Genomic DNA, 18,843 nt, shown 5'->3' with positions numbered 1-18,843 from the left:
TAGAGAATTGCCCACACACAATAATTTACTTGTGTTAAGTTTTCGGGGAGCTTCTCATTGACCCCCCTGGAAATGAAAGCAAGACCTTGCACGGGTGCCGCCGTCAAGCCTTGAAGAGCGTCTCGATCGCGGCAAGCACCGTTTCGGGCTCGACCGGCTTTTCCAGGCGGAGAACATGGGCGTAGGCGTCCGGGATGACGCCTTGGTCGTAGCCCGTCGTGAAGACGAACGGCACGGATCGGGCGATCAGAACGTCCGCGAGCGGGTAGACGCACTCGCCCCCGAGATTCACGTCCAGACTTGCTGCATCCGGCTTCGTACGTGCCTCCAGGATCTGGAGGCCGCTCCGCACGGAGGCGACCGGGCCCAGCATTTCAGCTCCGGCATCCTGCAATTCGCGCCGCAACTCGTCCGCCAGAAAATACTCATCCTCCGCGACGAGGATGCGTCGGCCTTGGAATATGCTGTGCGGCATCGGTGTCCTTCTGGCGGATCGTGCGTTCCGATACGGGAAGTGCAATGGTGCAGTGAATGCCGTCGGCTTCCATCACGTAGGTTGTTCTGGCCCCGAGTTGGTAGGGCAATGCCCGTTCGATCAGTTCGCGGCCGGAGCCGCCTCCCTGCGGCTGATCATCCCGCGATGGCATCCGCACGCCGTGCTCACGCCAGTCCACATGCAGCCATGGGCCATCTTCCGGTCTGGGATACTCCACGTGCCAGCGAATTTCGAGGCGTGCCTGCCGCTGCGCGAGCGCCCCGTATTTCAGCGCATTCGTCGCCAGTTCGTGCAGGGCCAGGGCGAAGATCTGGACCGTCGAGGAGCGCAGCGCGATCGCCGCCGGCCCGATCATGCTGACGCGGGAGGCCCCGCCGTCGAGCGCGGCCACTTCGCTCCGGATCAACTCGTCGAAACTGACTCTCTCACCCTCGGCGAGGCGGGACAGTAATCCCTGCACACGGGCGAGGGCCGCCAGGCGCGGGCCGTAGCGCGCCCGGAAATCGGCGAGATCCGTGCTGTTGCGCAGGGTCTTGTCGACGGTGGCGCGCACCACGCCCATGAGATTGCGGGTGCGGTGCTGCAGCTCCGCCACGAGCACGCTCATATGCTCGGCCGTCTCCTTCTCCTCGGTGATGTCCCGGCCGACGCCGCCGATCCAGCATACGGCACCGGCCGCGTCGCGCATGGGAAAATCGGTGTCCCGCAGCCAGCGGATGCCGCCGTCACTGGGCCGCCTGACGCGATACTCGAAGGTGACGCTCTCGCCCGTCCGGACCCGTTGCAGGCTCTCGACCGCACGCTCGCGGTCTTCCGGCACGATCAGCTCGACCCAGCTGGTCATGTGGTCGCCGGCGACTGCCGTCGCACGGTCGAGACCGTAGATCGTCTCGAAGGCAGGCGTGAGATAGACCCACTGGAAGGTCGAGGCGTCGCGCATCCAGAGCACGTTGGAAGAGGCTTCGCCGAATTGGCTGAGGCGCTCCTCGCTCTCGCGCAACGCCGTCTCGGCTTTCCTGCGCGCCGTCACATCGCTGGCCGTTCCCAGCCATTCCTTGATCTCGCCCCACTCCGTGAGCGTCGGCACGGCACGGGACAGGCTCCAGCCGAGCGACCCGTCGCTGCGGATCACCGCATGTTCCAGCTCGAAGATTGATCGCGTCGCGATTGCCCGGTCGATGGCGGCGCGGACCTCCGCTTGGTCGCCGGGGCGGATGTAGCGGTCGAGCCAGGTCTTGTTCGGCTGGTCCGTGGCGCTCCGGAAGGCGCGTCCCTCCAGCCGTTGCAGCTCGGACCAGTCCGGGCTCATCCGGTAGACGACGTCCGAACTGGCGGTGACGAAGGCACGGAAGCGCTCCTCGCTCTCCCGCAGGGCCGCCTCGGTGCGCTTGCGAGGTTGGATGTCCTTGAACAGGATGGCGACCCGCTGCTGTTCGGTGGTGCCGACGCGAAAGGCATAGACGTCGTACCAGCGCCCGATGGCGCTCGACCGGCGTTCGAACCGTTCCGCCACGCCGTTCAGGGCGATCCGGCCGAACGTCTCGAACCAGTTCGCCTCGAGCCCGGGGAGCAACTCCCGCATCGTCCGGCCGACGGCGTCGCCGAGCCCGGTCTGGTGACCGAATGCAGGATTGACGGAGAGGAACCGGTAATCGACCGGACGCTGCCGGTCGTCGAAGATCATCTCGACGATGCAGAAGCCCTCGTCGATGGAGTTGAACAGATGGCGGTACATCGCCTCGCTCTCCTCCAGTTTCGTTTGCGCGACCTCGTCTTGCAGACGCAGGATCTCCTCCTGAGCCGCCTTCCAGGCGGTGATCTCCTTGGCAGTGGTCGCGACGCCGTCGCCGAGTTTCACCACCGATTGGTAGAGCCAGCCGTCTCCCCGCTCGTGTGCGTAGCGGCGTTCGGCGACCGAGGACCGGCCTGTCTGCACGACCTGCCGAAAAGCCTCGAAGGTCCCTTCCTGAACCACGCCTGGACTGCGTTCGAGGAGGCTTTGTCCCCTCACCTCGCCGAGGTGCCGTTCCGACGTGTGGTTGTTCAACCGCCAGCGGAAATCGACGATCTCGCCCGAAGCGTCCCGGACAGCCTCGAAGACCTGGATCATGTCCATGGAACTGTCCAGCGTAGCCTGCAGCAGGTCACGGCTCAGCTTCAGCTCGGCCGTGTGCTCCCTCACCTCCCGTTCCAGTTCGGCACGATGCCACGCTTCGGTTTTGCGTAGTGCGTCATGGGCTTCCGTCAGGGCGCGGGTACGGTCCATGACCCGCTGCTCCAGTTCGCTCCTGCCGGCCCGTGCCTCATTGAGGGCGCCGGTCATGGCGTAAGCGGCGGAGGCGAAGTGCGTCAGCCGAGTGAGGAGCCTGAGATCCTCGCCGTCGAAGCCGCGATCGGGGTCATGCATGCCGGCCCAGAGCGTACCGACCGGCTCATCGCAGGCACGGAACGGCACCAGCAGGAGTTCCCGGATCAGCGGCTCGACACGGGCGGCCGGGAAGCGGGTATGGGGGCGGGAAAGCAGCAGGGGAATATTGCGGCTCACCACGAGTCCGCAGGGGCTCTCGTCGAAGGAGATCGAGCCGCCCATATGGGCGGCCCATGGTCCTGCGATTGCCGGCCAGTGGAAGGTTTTCGTCGGCTCTCCCGACCCGAGAATGCTGATGCCGGCCGACTCGGCCATGCCCATCTCGACGACGAGATCCGCCAGACGCTGCAGGACCGTGTCCGGCCGGACGGCCAGCGCCTGGGCCAGTTCGGCCAGCGCATGAGCTTCCGCCTCGTAGTCGGGAGGCCGTACGGGACGCCTCAGCAACGCGTCGGTGATCAGGACCTCTTCGAGGCCGGCCAGCGCATCCGGTGACTCCGTGAGGGTCATCTCTCTTGGGTGCTCGTCGTTCGTTCGAGGTCGAAGCAGCCAGGAACACCGCCAGCGTACTCAATTTCGCTCTCCAGCGCGAATGTCATCAATCTTTCCGCGATAGGGCGCGCTGAATCAATTTAAACTTGTGCCGAACGCCGAATACGCATTGGTCCAATCTCCAAGGTGCCGCTTTCGCTCGAGACGGACCGATCGACGTCGAGGGGACGAGCCGGCGGTGCACGCCCTATCCGTCCGCGTCCGTCCGGGATGCCCGGTCGCCGAGGATGAGGTCGAGCTCCCGAAAGACGGCCGCATTGCTCACCGGTTTCTCCAGCCGCCGAGCGGATGCGTATCGGTTCGGGATCGTCGCCAGATCGTAGCCGGTGGTGAACAGGAACGGTACGTCGAGGGCACGGAGGGCGTCGGCCACCGGGTAAACCTCGTCACCCCCGAGATTCACGTCCAGGATGGCGGCGTCGGGCGGCATCGGGCCTTTGAGGAGGGCGAGGGCACCCTCGAGGGTGGCGATGGGACCGAGCACCTCGGCGCCGGCATCGGACAAACCGCGCGACAGTTCGTCGGCCAGGAAGTACTCGTCCTCCACCACTAGGATACGCCGGCTGCAGAGCGTCCGCTTCGGCATCATGTCTACTCCCTTCCCCCCGTAGTGAAACGGATGGAACCATGATGCCGTCAACGTCATCTTCTTCCATCACGTAGATTGCTTATGCGTCGAACCAGTCAGGCGGAGGGCGATTACTCAGCCCACCGGCCGGATCATCCCGTTTATAACGATGCGCTCCTGCGTGGGAGCGGACCCTGCGGGCGGACGAAACACGTCATGCGTCTTGAAAGCGGTTCGGTTCGATGGCTCGCCGGCAAAAGCCGGATCCTCGTCGCCGGTTGACCCGAGGGCTGAAAATCGCGAGGAACAAAGGCCGAACGCGTTGCCTGCCTGCTGCCCCGTGCACCGATGTGACAGCCCGATCCGATGTCGAGCCCTGCCGACACTGCCCCCGTCCGCAAGATCATCCATATCGACATGGATGCGTTCTACGCATCCGTCGAGCAGCGCGACGATCCGGCTCTACGAGGGCGGCCCCTGGCGGTCGGCGGGTCGCGCGAGCGCGGCGTGGTGGCGGCCGCCAGCTATGAGGCGCGAGCCTTCGGCGTGCGCTCGGCCATGCCCTCCGTCACGGCCCGGCGCCTGTGCCCCGACCTCGTCTTCGTCAAGCCGCGCTTCGAGGTCTATCGGGCGATCTCCGAAGAGATCCGCGCGGTCTTTGCCCAGCATACTGCGATCATCGAACCGGTGGCCCTCGACGAGGCCTATCTCGACGTCACCGAGAATCTGCAGGGGCTGGCCACCGCCACCGAAGTGGCGCGGGCGATCCGGGCCGAGATCCTCGCGCGGACCGGCCTCGTGGCCTCGGCCGGCGTCTCCTACAACAAGTTCCTCGCCAAGGTCGCCTCGGACTTCCGCAAACCCGACGCGCTGTTCGTGATCACGCCCGTGATGGGCCCTGGCTTCGTCGAGGATCTGGCCATCGGCCGGTTCCACGGCGTCGGCCCCGTCACCGAGGCGAAGATGAAGCGGCTCGGCATCCTCACCGGCCGCGATCTGAAGGCCCGCTCGCTGGAAGAGCTGCAGGCGGCCTTCGGGAGCTCGGCGGCCTACTATCATTCGGTGGCGCGCGGCATCGACGAGCGGCAGGTGCGTGCCCATCGGATTCGGAAGTCGGTGGGGGCGGAGACCACCTTCTCGGAGGACCTCACCGAGTTCGATGCCATGGAGGCGCGACTGGCGCCGCTCATCGACAAGGTCTGGGCGTCCTGCAGCGCCAAGGGCGTCGCCGGCCGCACCGTCACGCTGAAGGTGAAATTCTCGGATTTCGTCCAGATCACTCGGGCGCAGTCCTTCGAGGCCCCGGTCGCCGGCCGCGATACGATGATGCACACGGCGCTGGGATTGCTGCGCACGGTGTTCCCGCTCCGCCGCAGCGTTCGCCTGCTCGGCGTCTCCCTGTCGGGCCTGCAGCAGGGCGAGACGGAGGGACCGCGCCAGCTCGGGCTCGCGATCTGATCCCGGCAGCGGGCAACGGCGGATGACGATTGCCGCGCGACACCGGCGCACTATCTGAATTGTGCAGCTCATGGATCGATCGGGTCCGGACCAGGACGTGCGGATAAGAGGGAATGCATGAGCAGCCGGAATGACAAGGGACTCCTGCTCCTCCTCGGCGATGCCATCGGCGAAACCCAGATCCTGGTCTCCAAGCAACTCGCCCTGTTCCAGGCCGAGATCGGGTCGGCGGTCAATCAGGTGGCGCGTCCGCTTGCCCTGTTCCTGTTGGCGGCACTCTTCGTCCTGATCGGATTGTTCGTGCTCCTGGTCGCCTTCGTCAAAGGGCTGGCGCTCCTGATCGGTTCGGAGGCGATCGCGTCGCTGATCGTCGGCGGTGCCTTTGCCGCCGTGACGCTCGGTCTCTTCGCCTTCGGGTATCGGTTGATGTCCCTCTCGAACCTGGAGCCGATGCGGACGCGGCGCCAACTCGCACGGGACCGGGACGCCCTGAGAGCCCGCTGACGCCGAGCCAGCAGCCGCCTTCCGGTCTCCTCGCCGATCGACCTCCGGGCTCAGGCGGGGATCGCCTGTTTGTCGACCACCCTGCCCCGCTCGTCGAAGCGGTAGGCCAGCATCTGGGCCGTGGCGAGATGCACCTCGGCCACCTCGGCGGCACTGATCCCGTCGAGATGCATGATCAGCGCCCGCAGCGAATTGCCATGCGCCACGAGAAGAACCCGCCTGCCCTCCCGGACCCGGGATTCGATCTCGTCCCGGTAATACGGCAGCATCCGGTCGGCGGTCATCGCCAGGCTTTCGCCGCCCGGCGGTATCGCATCGAAGGATTTGCGCCAGGCACGGACTTGCTCGACCCCCCAGCGTTCCTGGGATTCGCGCTTGTTCAACCCGGCGAGCTCGCCGTAATCGCGCTCGTTCAGCGCGGCGCTCCGGTGGACGGTGAGTTCGGGTTGCCCGAGGCCCGCCAGGATGAGGGCCATCGTGCGCCGGGCCCGCGTCAACTCGCTGGTGAAGGCGAGATCAACGACGGATCCGAGCTCTTTCAGCCGGCGCCCGGCGCTCTGCGCCTCGCTGACGCCGCGTTCCGTCAGATCGGGATCTCGGATGCCGGAGAAGAGGTCACGCTCGTTGTCGTGGCTCTGCCCGTGGCGGACGATGACGAGAGTTCGTTCGGGAAGGAGCATTCGGGGAGGGGCGTCCGCAGGAGGTCGGGCGAAGTTGGGGTGTGCGAAGTCAGGCGGCGGGTCAACGCCTGCGGCTGCCGGTCAACGCCTACGGCTGCCGCGCGGGCCGGTGACCACCGGGGTGTTGGCCCGGTTCTCGTCGAGGAGCTTGCGCCACCGGGTCAGACGTTCGGGATCGAGCGTGCCCTCCGCGACGGCGGCCTGCACGGCGCAGCCCGGCTCGTGGGCATGGGTGCAGTCCCGGAAGCGGCAGGAGGGGGCCAGCTCGACGATCTCGGCGAACAGCGTATCAATGCCCTCCGCGGCGTCGCTCACATGCAGCGTGCGCATCCCCGGCGTATCGATGACCCAGCCGCCGCCCGCGATGGCATGGAGAGAGCGCGAGGTGGTGGTGTGGCGCCCCTTGGCGTCGTGTTCGCGGATCCCGCCGGTCTCCTGGGGGAGGTCCTGGTCCGGGCCGGCGAGCGTATTGACCAGGGTCGATTTCCCCACCCCCGATGAGCCGACGACCGCTACGGTCAGACCTTCGCCGCACCAGGGGGCGAGGAGCGTCACGGCGTCCGGAAGGCGCGGATTGACCGTGACGACGGCGAGGTCGCGCTGCAGGCCGGCGGCCTGCCGCCGGTAGCTCTCGGCATCGGGCGCCATATCGGCTTTGGTGAGGACGATCACTGGGTTCGTCCCGCCCTGATTGGCGAGCGCCAGGTAGCGCTCCAGCCGGGCGATGTTGAAATCGGCGTTGCACGACGTGACGACGAAGAGGGTATCGACATTGGCCGCCGCCAGCTGCAGCGGGCCTCCGCCTTCGTTGCGCCGTTGCAGCACGCTCCTGCGTGACAGACGGCGCTGCATCGTCCCGGTCTCGGGCTCGACCAGCACCCAATCGCCCACGGCGAAATCGCCGGTCTGGGTATGGACCGGAAGCACGAGCCCCACCGGCCCCGTGAGGGATAGGGCGGTCAGCCGGGAGCGGTGGACCGTCGCGATCCGCATGGGCACGAGACCGGCCTCGGCCGGTTCACGTTGCTCCTCGAAGAAGTCGGACCATCCGAGACGGGAGGGCCGCAGGGGATGGGAGTTGCTGAGATCATCGGTCACCGGTCAGCCATGACAGGGCCTTGGCGGATTGACCAGCGCCCCATCCGTCTTCCGGCGCCCTCCCCTTGCTCCGCGGCGGTAAGGTGACCGATCATCGAGGCAACGGATTAGGAAGAATGGATTCCAGGGATGGGTCAGACGATGTCGAAGCTCGAGGAGAAGCGCGAGGAGATCGCGGCCCTGATCGCATCGGAACTCGGTCTCGGCGATCTGACCGGATTGAGCGAGGCCGACCGCGCGGCCGTCGATCGCCAGACCTCGGAGGTGATCGAGGGCTGCGCCCTCGACACAGATGAGCCGGCCGATTGCGAGGAGGCGGGCACGCAGCTTCAGCAGCGGCTGCGAGAGTACCGCGCCCTGCTGGAGTTGCGGACGGACGAGGCGGATGCCTGGCTGGCCGAAGAGGGCGAGGTGTTCGGCCGCGAAGACGATGCGTAAATCCGGCCCCGGCGGAATCGGAAGGCTGCCCTTCGCCTATGTCCTCGAGGGAAGTCCGTTCGCGAAGGCCCCGCCCGACGTGTCGAGCTTGGCCCGACACCCGACCGCGTAGACATTGGGCGGCCTGCTGCCGACCTCACGCTGCCAGCGGCAGGTTTGCGTGAGCCTCACATAGACGTCCAGAACCGAGGCGTGATCGCCGAATTGCTGGCGGAGGCGGGCGACCCGGTAGACGCCCCGGCGCTCGCAGGGGCCGCAGGCGATGACAAGGTGCGAGGCCCTCACGTCGCAGAGGCGCTCCATGTCAGGCCACCGAACCGGGAGATAAGCCCTGGATCCTGCTCTGCGCCGGTGCGACGTTGCTGGTAGCTGCCTCCCCGCCGGCCATGTTCGTCGCTTCGGACGTAGCTAGGGCCGCAAGCCGCAGCAAAGGATCGGCCAGCATGGTGGACACTCCGCGCATAAGAACATATAGAGAACATAGGGTTCAAGCGCGGAGGTCAAGATGCAGACGGCCGACCTGTGGATATCGGGAAATCTCTCTCTCGCCGGCCTGCCCTCGGGCATGGCGAAGCGTGCGAATGCCGGTTCGGCGGCACGCGTGCCGTCACCCCGCACGAGCGGAGACCGGGCCATGCATTTCGACGTGCTGGAGGAGCGGGTCGGGCGCTGGGGCTGGTCACTGCGTGACGCTTACGGCCAGGAGGTCGCCCATTCTCCGATGCCGTATCCGAGCCGTGTCCAGGCCTCGGCAGCGGCCTTGGCCTTTTCCCAGCTCGTGGCTTACGCCGGCAAGCAGATGCGCCGGCCCTGAGGCCGGACGGCGAGTGTCTGCCGGGTGTGGGTTCCCTCGCGCCTCGTGCGAGCGAATGACGGATCGACCCGTTCCCCTAACGGATACTGCCGCAGGGGAGCGAACCGATCCTGCCGGGGATCTCGAAGATCGTCCCGGATTGTAGTCCGGGACGACGTGTTACGAATTTATCAGTATATTGGCGGAGCCCACGATGGTCGCGGCCAGCATCACCGATGCAACGCCGACCATGATGTAGGAAAAGACTTTCAGCATCGATGCCAATGAACTGTCCTGACTGGGTTAGCAGCGGCTTCCGCCGGACGTCTGGCCGTATTGCATGACGTCGCGGGTCTGCTGGTTTGCGTTGCCCTCCGCGGCCGAACTCATCGGACAACCGAAGGACGCGGGGGCTCGACGATCGGCTCGGATCGCGTTGGTGGTCTCGACGTCGTAGGGAGCGAACGCCGTGTAACGCGAGGGACGCTCCATCGCCATCGTAGGCGAGATCGATGTCAGTCCCACGACGAGAGCAGTCGAGAGGGCGGCGATGTAAGACTTCATATGGGCAATGGCTTTCTTTTCTTGTGAAGCCTCCGTATCCCGGCTGCTTCTTCTGTGTGAAGCCAATATGAAGTAATAATTTCCTTTGTGGCGTGTCGGCACGCACGTGGTGCAGCGGATTAAAGATCCTGATCAAGCCTATGTCATCGATGTATGTGGCATTCCGGCATCGAATTATTTGATGGGACAATCAAGTACAAAAGTGTTGGTTATATAATCCCTGAATAGTTTGGGAATGAGTGTCGCAGGGCCTGCGATGGCGGAAGTGGCTGTGACCAGGGCCTGATTTCTAGAATGGCCGTTCCGATCTCGTCCATGCGAGTGCCGTTCGGACGAGTTGTGCCGACGGCGTGTGGGCGGCTCTCCTCCCCCCCTCACGCCATCGTCCGCATCGGTTCGCGCGCCGGATCATCCCCGGTCGATCATCGGCGAAGAGCATCGCCTCGCTCGTCGATGATCCTCTGCCGGCCTGTGTCAGGTCGAGGGTGCGATACGGTCGAGCGCCGCCATCGTGTTGTCGGACAGGTCGAGTTCCACCGCGGCCATGTTCTCGCGCAGGTGCTCGACCGACGACGTGCCGGGGATCAGCAGGATGTTGGGAGAGCGGCGCAGGAGCCAGGCCAGCGCGACCTGCATGGGCGTCGCGCCGAGCCCCTCGGCAATCTCGTTCAGGGCCGCCGACTGGATCGGGCTGAAGCCGCCGAGCGGGAAGAACGGGACATAGGCGGTGCCGGATGCGGCGAGATCGTCGATTAGCGCATCATCCGCCCGATGGACCAGATTGTACTGGTTCTGGACGCAGACGATCGTCGCGAGGGATCGGCTCTCCGCCACCTGCCGCGCCGTTACGTTGCTCAGCCCAATCCGGCGGACGAGGCCCTGTCGCTGGAGATCGGCGAGGATGGAGAGCGGCGCCTCGATGGAGCCATCGGCCGGTCCATGCACGTCGAGCATGATGCGCAGGTTGACCACGTCGAGGGCGTCGACGCCGAGGTTGCGCAGGTTGTCATGGACGGCGCTCGTGAGCTCCGCTGCGGAGAAAGCGGGGTTCCAGGAGGCGTCCGCACCGCGCCTGGCTCCGATCTTGGTGACGATCACGAGGTCGTCCGGATAGGGGTGGAGCGCTTCGCGGATGATCTGGTTGGTAACGTGCGGTCCGTAGAAATCGCTGGTGTCGATGTGGTTGACGCCGCGCTCGACCGCTTCGCGTAGCACTGCGATCGCGGCGGCCCGGTCCTTCGGAGGACCGAAAACGCCCGGCCCCGCCAATTGCATCGCGCCGTAGCCCAGGCGCTTCACGGTGCGGTCTCCGAGGGCGTAGGTCCCGGCCTGTCCGATCTTGGTCATGCGACTCTCCTGTAGGATGACCAGGACTGTAATGCCTCATGGATTGCGTGATAATGCGCCCTTATCCGCACGGGATGTGCGAAAAGGCGAACAATGGCGACCGATCTCGGGGATTTGGCGGCGTTCGTCGCCGTTGCGGAAGCCGGCGGGTTTCGCGACGGCGCACGGGCGAGCGGCGCGAGCGCATCCGGCTTGAGCGAGGCGGTCCGCCGGCTGGAAGCCAGGCTGGGCGTCCGGCTCCTCAACCGGACGACCCGCAGTGTCGCGCCGACCGAAGCGGGCGCACGCCTCCTCGAACGATTGATGCCGGCCTTGGGCGAGGTTGATGCCGCGCTGGACGTCGTCAACGGCTTTCGCGATCGTCCGGCCGGCACACTCAGGCTCAACGTGCCGGTCAGCGCGGCGCGGCTCGTGCTGCCGCGGATCGTGCCGCCTTTCCTCGAAGCCTATCCCGATATCAGGCTCGACATCGTGGCCGAGGACGGTTTCGTGGATGTGCTGGCCGCTGGATGTGACGCCGGGATCCGCTACGACGAGCGGCTCGAACAGGACATGATCGCGGTTCCGATCGGGCCGCGCCGGCAGCGCTTCGCCACGGCCGCCTCCCCGTCCTATCTCGATCGTCACGGGCGTCCCGCCCATCCGAGAGACTTGCTGAGCCACGCCTGCCTCGGCGGCCGTTTCGCGAGCGGCGCGACGACGGCGTGGGAATTCGAGCGTGAGGGCGAGGTCGTTCGCATCGACCCCAGCGGTCCCCTCATCGTCCGGGTCGGGGCCGCCACCGACCTCGCGGTGGATGCCGCCATTGCGGGGACCGGGATCATTACCCTGTTCGAGGATTGGCTACGCCCGCATCTCGAGAGCGGGGTTCTGGAGCCCGTGCTGGAGCCATGGTGGCAATCGTTCTCCGGCCCGTTCCTGTATTATCCGGGCCGGCGCTACCTTCCCGCGCCGCTGAGGGCCTTCGTCGACTTCATCGGCGCGCATCGCGATCCTCGCTGATCTCGCCGCGCGACCGAGCGCCTCGTCGTCTGCTCAGAGGCCGAAGTTTCGGCTCAGGACGATCATCAGTTCCGTCTGGCTCGCCGTATCCGTCTTGACGAAGATCTTCTTCAGATGGGTCCGGGTGGTATGGATCGATATGCCGAGCCTGTCCGCGCATTCGCCGGTGCTGTGGCCGGCCAGCAGGCTGTGGCAGAGCTCGGCCTCCCGTGGCGTCAGCCCGTACAACGTTTTCAGGATGTCACCGGCGAGTTCCCGGCTGTCAGCGAGGTCCGTGATCGTCAGAATGGCGCGGCAGCCGTCGAAATACTCCAGCCCCGCCTTGCGCAGGGGCTGAACCCGGAGAGTGAGAGGCCGCTTGGCCTCCCGGCGGATGACGATCGGCGCGGAGGCGAGTGAGACAGCTTGCGGATCGGACCAGATGGCGGCGGTGATATGCGCGCGAAGCCGGGCCGTGGCCTGAGCATCGGAGGGAACGACGAGTTCCCCGAGCCGCACAGCCAGATCGGGGCCGAACAGGCGTTCCGCGCCGCTGCTCACCCGCAGAACCCGTCCCGTCCTGTCGAGGAGCACGCTAGGATTGCGGACCGTTTCCAGGGCGTCGGCGATGCCCGTGAGACGCGCCTCGCCGAGGCTGTGGGCCAGTTGGGCGGCCCGGTTGAGGGGGGCGATGAGGCGCCGCAAGGCGATCTGCTCATCCAAGTTGTAGGGCCCCTGTTGGATGGTCCGCTGCATCATCATCACCCAAGCATCATCGCCCGCCTGGACCATCAGTCCGGCGGACCATTGAAAGCCGTGGCTGCGCAAGTAGTCGGCGTAGAACGCTTCGGATCGCATGGCCTCCGGCGTCGCGTAGTCCTGATCGACGAACATGCCTGTCTTGAGAAGCTTGGGGACGCCTCTCACGCGGTAATCGTTCTTCGACCAGCCGTCGCGAAAATAGCCGTCGGCCACCGCTTCGAGACTGGCGCTCATCGGCAGGCCGGGTACGCGTCCCTTCAACGGGATGGCGACGACCCCTCTCGCGCCCGTGGAAGTCGCGATTTTGGCGACTGCTTTGTCCCAGTCATGAGACTGAAGCGCGGATGTGACGAGCGAGTTTTCGATGTCCTGCAAAGTCTCGTCGTCGAGGAGCATCTTGATCCTTCAGCGGCGTGGAACGCTCCCGCGTAAAGCGATGCACTCTCGGCTGAGGAAAAATAACCCGGCTGAACTAAATTGAAAAGACCTTGATATGTTTTTGTTGGATGAGGTGCCTATTTTATAAATAAGCCTTACTGTGATTGCACTTTCTAGAAATATTATAATATTTTCTAATAGTTATAAATATATAGAGCGTTTGCAGAGCTATCGGTTGGTCACAGATTCTGTCCTGCATAGAACAATCGGCGGTCAATAGTTGCAAGCACGCTGCAAGGCGGGGGAGCTGGATCCCTTCGATCATCGCCACGCCGCTCGCTTCGCCGCGCCTGGGCTTGCCGCTCCATCGCCGGCATCAGGCCGGCTCGTAGGCAGGCGCCGACAATCGAGTGCTGTCCGAAGCCGTTTCCTGTGAAAGCGCACCCAGGGGGCCGGCATGAAGCCGGGCGATCAGCCGTGTCATGTCCTCGGGCAGGTCGGCAGCGCTCTCGAGGCCAAAGGCGAGATCGAGGCCGGGTATCATGCTACGTAGGAAGGCCTGGGACGCCTCCGCGCCGGGGCGGGGAAGCTCCGACCCCCTGGGCGGGATGTGCAGGGCGGGCGTGCCGAGGGTCGTTGTGGGGAGAGCGAGCATGGCTTCCACGGGGTGCGCGACGCGCCTTGCGCAATCCCGCCGCCACCGGACCGGGGCGGCCTATCTCGTAAGGCTGCCCAAGCTAGACCATACTGGTTGAACCGTAGCTGAAGGGAGCCGGTGGCCTTGCCGCTCCATCGTGGTTCTGCCGTCCAACGAGGGCGAGCGGCTGAGATGAGGGGATGCCATTCCGGAATTCCGGGAACAGGACGACGGATTCCGCGAAGCTGCCGCCGATCCGGGATCAGGATCAGATGTAGTGGCGGAAGACGACCTGGCTCTGAGCGTCCTTCGCCTTGCCGCGTTCACATCCGTCGACCGGAGGCCGAGCCTGGATCAGCGATGCCGGCAGGACCAGCGTGACGAGGGCGAGCAGCCAGCGGAAGGGACGTGCAACTGTCATGTCGGATTCCTGGGACTGGGTCGCGGTCGGATCGTCACCTTGAGATCATGCGCCTATGGCGGCTGAATGGTTCATGGCTGGCCGCGATCCGTTTCGCTGTGCCGGCGCGCACATCGGCTTGGCCGTTCTAAGACAGAAACGGCTTCAGCAGCGGTGCGGTCGCCGCGCCCAAGGCGCCGAGCGCGATGAAGAGCCGCCAGACGTGAAGATCCGTGATCATGGAAGCCTCGATCTTGCCGCCGTTCGGCGCGTGAATGCCACATCATGGCGGCGATACGTTGCGGCGTGGTTTCGAGACAGGGTGAACGATGTCTTCTACCCTTCCGAGGCCATGGCGCCTCGGTCCCCGCCTCCCCGGGGAGCCCGGGGCGATCCCCAGACCGGGCGGTTTCATGCCGCCGGGTGTCGGCGCGTGGCTCTTATGAAATCGGGCTCCCGCCCCGTTCCGCGTGACCCCGATCGTCAGCGGGAGGCCCGTCAGGTGTCCTAGACCACGAGGATATCTTGGAATGTCAGGACTGGACGCGAGGTGAGGAGGGCGAACTGGAGGGCGTCGGCCGATCCGCTGCCGTCCGCGTCGTAGGAGACGGCGCCCGTCCGCTAATCGTAGAGGATCCGGTCGTCCGCATCGAGGATGGCACCGGCCGCGCCGAGATCCTTGAAGGCACCCGTCGCCAGGGTTCCGGTCTTGGTCAGTGCCGTGAAGATTCCGTTCTCGAGTCGGAGCGTGTCGTCGATGGCGGCGAAGTCGACGATGCTGTCGACATTGCCTGAGCCGAGCGCCGTCTTGAAGAAGAAGATGTCGGCCCCGGCTCCGCCCTTCAGGATGTCGTCGCCCAGACCGCCATTGAGCATGTTGGCACCGCTATTGCCGGTGAGCGTGTTGGCGAGGGCGTTGCCGTTGCCGTTGATGTCCGCGCTGCCGGTGAGGAGAAGGTTCTCGAGCTCGTTGCCGAGGCTGAACGCCACCGAACTCCGCACGAGATCGATGCCGCCCCCCGCCACCTCGAAGATCTTGTCGCCACCATCGGTGATGTAGGTGTCGTTGCCCAATCCACCGGTGAGCCTGTCGGTACCGGTCCCGCCATTGAGGACGTTGGCGGCATCGTTGCCCAGGAGCACGTTGTCGAGGGCGTTGCCTGTCGCCTTGATCGCCCCCGTTCCGGTGAGGGTGAGGTTCTCCAGATTTCCGCCAAGGGTCAGGGTCGCCGAACTCCGGACGAGGTCGGTTCCGGCGCCGAGCGCCTCGACGATCGTGTCGCCGCCATCGGTGACGTAGGTGTCGTTGCCGAGGCCACCGATGAGGGTGTCGTTCCTGGCCGATCCGATAATGGTGACACCAGCGGTCAGGCCGGCATTGGAAACCAGCACCGAATCCGTGCCGGTGACGCGGCTGGTGAAGTCGATCGTACCGCCCGCACCCCGTAGGGAGATTTCGAGCCGTGTGGTGGTCGCCGTGCTGTCGATGAGGCTGGCGAAGGACGAAAGCTGGGCTGTCGTGGCGAAGACTGACGTGGTGTCCAGCGTCTCGACCCCTGTGAAGCTGGCATCTCCCAGGTCGAAGGCGTCTGTCACAATGTCCGTTCCGATGCCTCCTTCAACGGTCACGCCGCCGCCATAACCGGTCATGAGCCGGAACGTGTCGTTACCGGCTCCGCCATCGAGTCTGTCCACGCTGCCGTTATCATAAAGTGTGATCGTATCGTCACCCTCACCGCCAAAGACGATATCGTTGCCCTCGCCGCCGTCGAGGATGTCGTTGCCGGCTCCGCCACTGAGGGTGTCGTCGCCCGAACCGCCGGTGAGAGTGTTGGCGCCTGTATTGCCGATGAGGATCTCGTTACCTGCAGTCCCTGAAATCGAGATCGGCGATGCGCCGAGGGCGGTGATCTTCGTGGTCACCCCGTCTGCGAGGAGGGTGATGCCGGTAACGCTGGAGGGGGCGCTGAAACGAAGGTCGTCGACCGTCACGGTAGCCGTCTCATTCCCGCCATATGCAGCGGAGACCGCGATCGTATCTCCGGGATCCGAAGCCGCGATGGCATCGGCGATCGTTGCGTAGGTGCCCGGAACGTTGCGCGTCGCCGTGATGGTCATCTTCCCCTGGAAAGGCGTCGTGACCGTCTCGAATCTCGAACATCACGGCGGTCATTCGTTTGCCCGGCGCGGTTAGAGCACCTGATTGCATGCCGCACATCCCCCAAACGGAGTATGTCGAGTCAACGATTCGCTTGTGGACTGTGCTGGTGGGCTCAAGCCATGATAAGCCATGCCTTAAAATCAAGCATTTCGGCATTCATGCGGAGTCCGCCGCGGCCGGCCCATCGATGCGGACTACATAATGATGTCGATCTTCGTCATAACGTGTGCTGGATCTGGTTTAGATGATGCCAATGACCGTCAGTTCCGAAGTCCTGATCGACCATATCTACGAAGCCGCCGTCATTCCGGAGATGTGGCCCAGTGTACTGGCCGAACTGGTGCGGGTCGGTGAGGGACAAGGCGCGCTTTTGTTCACGACGGTGGGCAGCGAGTTCCGCTACGTCACGTCCCCGGGCTTCGAGGCGGGGATCGCCGAATATGTCGCCGGGGGCTGGCCGGCGCGGACCGACAGGCCGGCGCGGTTGTTCGCCAAGGAACATGCCGGCTTCCTCACCGACCTCGACGTCTACACCGCCGCCGAGATGGAGGCGGAGCCGGTCTTCCGGGACTTTCTGCGGCCGAGGGGCCTGGGTTGGGGCGTCGCCAGCGCCATCGCGGTGCCGAGCGGGGATCGGCTCATCTTCAACGTAGAGCGGGAATTCGCGCGCGGTCCCGTCCCCGGCGAGATCGTGGCCCGCCTCGATGCCCTGCGCCCTCACCTCGCCCGGGCAGCCACCATGTCGGCGAGGCTGCGGCTGCAGACCGTCAGGGTGGCGGCGCAGGTGCTCGATGTGGTCGACATTCCCGCCGCGATCCTCGGCAGGCACTCCCAGATCCTGGCCATCAATGCCGGCTGCGCGGCGTTCCTCGGAAGCACCATCCGGGAGGCGCATCGCCTGACCCTGTCCAACCCGGAGGCGGACCGCCTGCTGGAGCGGGCCCTCGAAGGACTGGCGACGGAGCGGCGGACCTCGACCCGGTCCATCCCGGCCACGGACGAGCGCGGCCCGGTGATCCTGCATCTCCTGCCGATCCGGCGGGCGGCGGCGGACCTGTTCAACGCCGCCTCCGCCATCGCGATCTTCACGCCCGTGGCACAAGGCGCCGCGCCCGACCTCACTGTCCTCTCGGGCCTCTTCGACCTGACTGTTGCCGAAGCGCGGGTGGCGCGCGAGATCGCCCTGTGCAGGACGGTGGAGGACATCGCCCTGCGGACCGGCGTCGCCACCAGCACGGTCCGGACGCAGCTGCGATCCGTCCTGTCCAAGACCGGAACCAACCGCCAAGCCGAACTCGTCGGGCTCCTCGCGGGAACGACCCCGCGGGACTGGCGGACATCGTAAGACGATCGGACGAGCCGATCCGTGTCCTGTTGTCCCGTGGAGTTGCCTGTATGAAAAGCGCCGCCCGCTCGGGTTCGTCGGATCGCCATGACCAATCCTGACCCGCTGCGTCTCGTCGATGCCTGCTACGCGGCCGCCCTCGATGCCTCGCTCTGGCCGGGTGTTCTCGAGCAGGTGAGCGCCTGCCTCGGAGCGCGGGGGACGGTGATCGTCTCCTACGATCCTCGCCGGACGGCGGACACACTCCATTCGGACAGCCTGCGGGAGGTGCACGACGCGTATAGCGGCGGGTGGTGGGAGCATGACAGCCGTATCGCCCGCGCGCGGGGGCTCGGGATGCGGCCCGGCCTCGTCGTGGCGGATGCGATGCTGTTCACGCCGGAGGACAAGCGCAAGGATCCCTTCTTTCAGGATTTCTGCGCCAAGCACGGGCTCGACGAACTCGTGGCCTTCTTCGCCCCCGATCCCGGCGGCGGGCTGATGACGGTGAGCGCCCTGCGCGAGGCCGGCAAAGGGTATTTCGAAGCCGGGGAGATCGCCCTGCTCACGCTGTTGGGGCCGCATGTCGCGCGGGCCTTCGACCTCACGGCGCGGCTCGGCGTCGCCCACCGGCAGGCGGCCGATCTCGGCTCGGCCCTGGCTCGGGCAGAGATCGGCGTCGTCCTGCTCGATCGGGGTGGCGCCGTGCGGTTCGTCAATCCCGGCTCCGAGAGGATGGTTGCCGGCTGTCTCAAGATCGCCCCGGGCCAGCCCGTGAGGACCGTCGTGGCGGCCGATGGCCCGCGACTCGACCGTCTCGTCGCCTCCGCCCTGGCCGAGGGCAGGTTCTGCGCCGCCGAGCCCATCATCCTGCGTTCGTCGGACGGGTCCCCCTGGCTGCTGGCGGAGGCGATGCCCCTGCGCACCGGTGAGCCCGGTCTCGAATTGATCGGCTCGGCCAAGGGCGGGGTCCTGCTCCTGCTCCATCCCGTCACGCCGCCAGTGTTGGTTTCCGTCGCCCCGCAGCTCGAGCAACTGGGCCTGACGCGGATGCAGGCTCTTGTGGCGATGGAGATCGGCCGGGGAAGCTCGCCCCGGAAGGCGGCGGAATTGCTCGCGGTCCGGGAGGGCACGGTGCGGGTTCACCTGAAAGCGATCTTCGGCAAGCTCGGCGTCAGGCGTCAGAGCGAACTCGCCATCATCGTCGCGCGCCTCGATGCCATCCTGAGCCGACGGCGCGAGCGCGAAGCCGATACCAAACCCTGAACGGTGCAGGCGTCACCCAGTATCATGAACGCAAAAAGCCGCCCGAAGGCGGCTTCTCGCAGAGACCT

19 protein-coding genes are annotated in these 18,843 nt (G+C 65.7%); 7 read left to right on the top strand and 12 right to left on the bottom strand.

The genetic code is table 11. The features are described 5' to 3' along the window. Nucleotides 1-103: 103 nt before the first annotated feature. The 3 genes from ACYQML_RS17100 to ACYQML_RS17090 form a co-directional block, all read right to left on the bottom strand. A complete protein-coding gene (locus ACYQML_RS17100) occupies nt 104-475 on the bottom strand; it encodes a response regulator (protein ID WP_461233511.1) in 372 nt (123 codons plus the stop codon). Next, a complete protein-coding gene (locus ACYQML_RS17095; RefSeq protein WP_461233510.1) occupies nt 426-3,374 on the bottom strand; it encodes a PAS domain S-box protein in 2,949 nt (982 codons plus the stop codon). Before ACYQML_RS17095 ends, ACYQML_RS17100 begins: the two co-directional genes overlap by 50 nt. 229 nt (nt 3,375-3,603) lie before the next feature. Then, nucleotides 3,604-4,002: a response regulator gene (locus tag ACYQML_RS17090; RefSeq protein ID WP_207411348.1), complete on the bottom strand. Its 399-nt coding sequence runs from the start codon at nt 4,000-4,002 to the stop codon at nt 3,604-3,606. Nucleotides 4,003-4,350: 348 nt separating this feature from the next. Between ACYQML_RS17090 and dinB the strand changes: the two genes are divergently transcribed. Further along, the gene (dinB, locus tag ACYQML_RS17085; protein WP_461233509.1) at nt 4,351-5,442 is read left to right on the top strand and encodes a DNA polymerase IV; all 1,092 of its coding nucleotides are present in this window, start codon (nt 4,351-4,353) and stop codon (nt 5,440-5,442) included. A 117-nt stretch (nt 5,443-5,559) separates the two neighbouring features. Continuing rightward, nucleotides 5,560-5,946, top strand: a complete 387-nt coding sequence (locus tag ACYQML_RS17080) for a phage holin family protein (RefSeq protein WP_461233508.1) — start codon at nt 5,560-5,562, stop codon at nt 5,944-5,946. A gap of 50 nt (nt 5,947-5,996) precedes the next feature. Here the strand turns inward: ACYQML_RS17080 and ACYQML_RS17075 are convergent, their stop codons facing one another. Together ACYQML_RS17075 and rsgA are read right to left on the bottom strand one after the other, a co-directional pair. Next, nucleotides 5,997-6,626, bottom strand: coding sequence for a 2,3-bisphosphoglycerate-dependent phosphoglycerate mutase (locus ACYQML_RS17075; RefSeq protein ID WP_461233507.1), 630 nt, complete (start codon nt 6,624-6,626; stop codon nt 5,997-5,999). Between the two features lie 81 nt (nt 6,627-6,707). Further along, complete coding sequence (rsgA, locus tag ACYQML_RS17070) at nt 6,708-7,724, bottom strand: ribosome small subunit-dependent GTPase A (protein WP_311274486.1); 1,017 nt, start codon at nt 7,722-7,724, stop codon at nt 6,708-6,710. A gap of 141 nt (nt 7,725-7,865) precedes the next feature. On the opposite strand from rsgA, the gene ACYQML_RS17065 reads away from it, so the two are divergent. Continuing rightward, nucleotides 7,866-8,162, top strand: a complete 297-nt coding sequence (locus ACYQML_RS17065; protein WP_461233506.1) for a hypothetical protein — start codon at nt 7,866-7,868, stop codon at nt 8,160-8,162. Nucleotides 8,163-8,198: 36 nt separating this feature from the next. Here ACYQML_RS17065 and ACYQML_RS17060 read toward each other — a convergent pair whose 3' ends face one another. Beyond that, nucleotides 8,199-8,465, bottom strand: a complete 267-nt coding sequence (locus tag ACYQML_RS17060; RefSeq protein WP_461233505.1) for a hypothetical protein — start codon at nt 8,463-8,465, stop codon at nt 8,199-8,201. Between the two features lie 202 nt (nt 8,466-8,667). Here ACYQML_RS17060 and ACYQML_RS17055 point away from each other — a divergent pair, with 202 nt between their 5' ends. Next, nucleotides 8,668-8,976: a hypothetical protein gene (locus ACYQML_RS17055; RefSeq protein ID WP_244477940.1), complete on the top strand. Its 309-nt coding sequence runs from the start codon at nt 8,668-8,670 to the stop codon at nt 8,974-8,976. A 282-nt stretch (nt 8,977-9,258) separates the two neighbouring features. On the opposite strand, the gene ACYQML_RS17050 is transcribed toward ACYQML_RS17055, so the two are convergent. Together ACYQML_RS17050 and ACYQML_RS17045 are read right to left on the bottom strand one after the other, a co-directional pair. Continuing rightward, entirely contained in the window at nt 9,259-9,519 is a 261-nt protein-coding gene (locus ACYQML_RS17050) for a hypothetical protein (protein WP_056434137.1), read from the bottom strand. A 474-nt stretch (nt 9,520-9,993) separates the two neighbouring features. Beyond that, nucleotides 9,994-10,866 (bottom strand): aldo/keto reductase family oxidoreductase, encoded by an 873-nt coding sequence (locus ACYQML_RS17045; RefSeq protein WP_461233504.1) that lies wholly within the window; start codon nt 10,864-10,866, stop codon nt 9,994-9,996. Between the two features lie 93 nt (nt 10,867-10,959). Here ACYQML_RS17045 and ACYQML_RS17040 point away from each other — a divergent pair, with 93 nt between their 5' ends. Continuing rightward, nucleotides 10,960-11,868 carry a LysR family transcriptional regulator gene (locus tag ACYQML_RS17040; RefSeq protein WP_056434133.1) on the top strand — a complete coding sequence of 303 codons (909 nt, stop codon included), beginning with the start codon at nt 10,960-10,962 and terminating at the stop codon, nt 11,866-11,868. A 33-nt stretch (nt 11,869-11,901) separates the two neighbouring features. On the opposite strand, the gene ACYQML_RS17035 is transcribed toward ACYQML_RS17040, so the two are convergent. The 4 genes from ACYQML_RS17035 to ACYQML_RS17020 all read right to left on the bottom strand — a co-directional run bounded on the left by ACYQML_RS17035 (nt 11,902) and on the right by ACYQML_RS17020 (nt 16,142). Continuing rightward, nucleotides 11,902-12,843, bottom strand: coding sequence for a helix-turn-helix transcriptional regulator (locus ACYQML_RS17035; protein WP_461233503.1), 942 nt, complete (start codon nt 12,841-12,843; stop codon nt 11,902-11,904). Nucleotides 12,844-13,363: 520 nt separating this feature from the next. Further along, a complete protein-coding gene (locus ACYQML_RS17030; protein WP_461233502.1) occupies nt 13,364-13,642 on the bottom strand; it encodes a hypothetical protein in 279 nt (92 codons plus the stop codon). A gap of 250 nt (nt 13,643-13,892) precedes the next feature. Next, entirely contained in the window at nt 13,893-14,045 is a 153-nt protein-coding gene (locus ACYQML_RS17025; protein ID WP_200919237.1) for a hypothetical protein, read from the bottom strand. Between the two features lie 600 nt (nt 14,046-14,645). Beyond that, entirely contained in the window at nt 14,646-16,142 is a 1,497-nt protein-coding gene (locus ACYQML_RS17020; RefSeq protein WP_461233501.1) for a calcium-binding protein, read from the bottom strand. A gap of 296 nt (nt 16,143-16,438) precedes the next feature. Between ACYQML_RS17020 and ACYQML_RS17015 the strand changes: the two genes are divergently transcribed. Both ACYQML_RS17015 and ACYQML_RS17010 read left to right on the top strand, forming a co-directional pair. Beyond that, nucleotides 16,439-17,530 carry a helix-turn-helix transcriptional regulator gene (locus ACYQML_RS17015; protein ID WP_461233500.1) on the top strand — a complete coding sequence of 364 codons (1,092 nt, stop codon included), beginning with the start codon at nt 16,439-16,441 and terminating at the stop codon, nt 17,528-17,530. Nucleotides 17,531-17,617: 87 nt separating this feature from the next. Then, nucleotides 17,618-18,775, top strand: coding sequence for a helix-turn-helix transcriptional regulator (locus ACYQML_RS17010; protein ID WP_461233499.1), 1,158 nt, complete (start codon nt 17,618-17,620; stop codon nt 18,773-18,775). Nucleotides 18,776-18,843: the final 68 nt, after the last annotated feature.

The sequence above is a fragment of the Methylobacterium sp. CM6244 genome, from assembly GCF_054817885.1.
The sequence above is the reverse complement of the archived record's forward strand: the minus strand, read 5'-3'. Positions and strand labels throughout refer to the sequence as shown.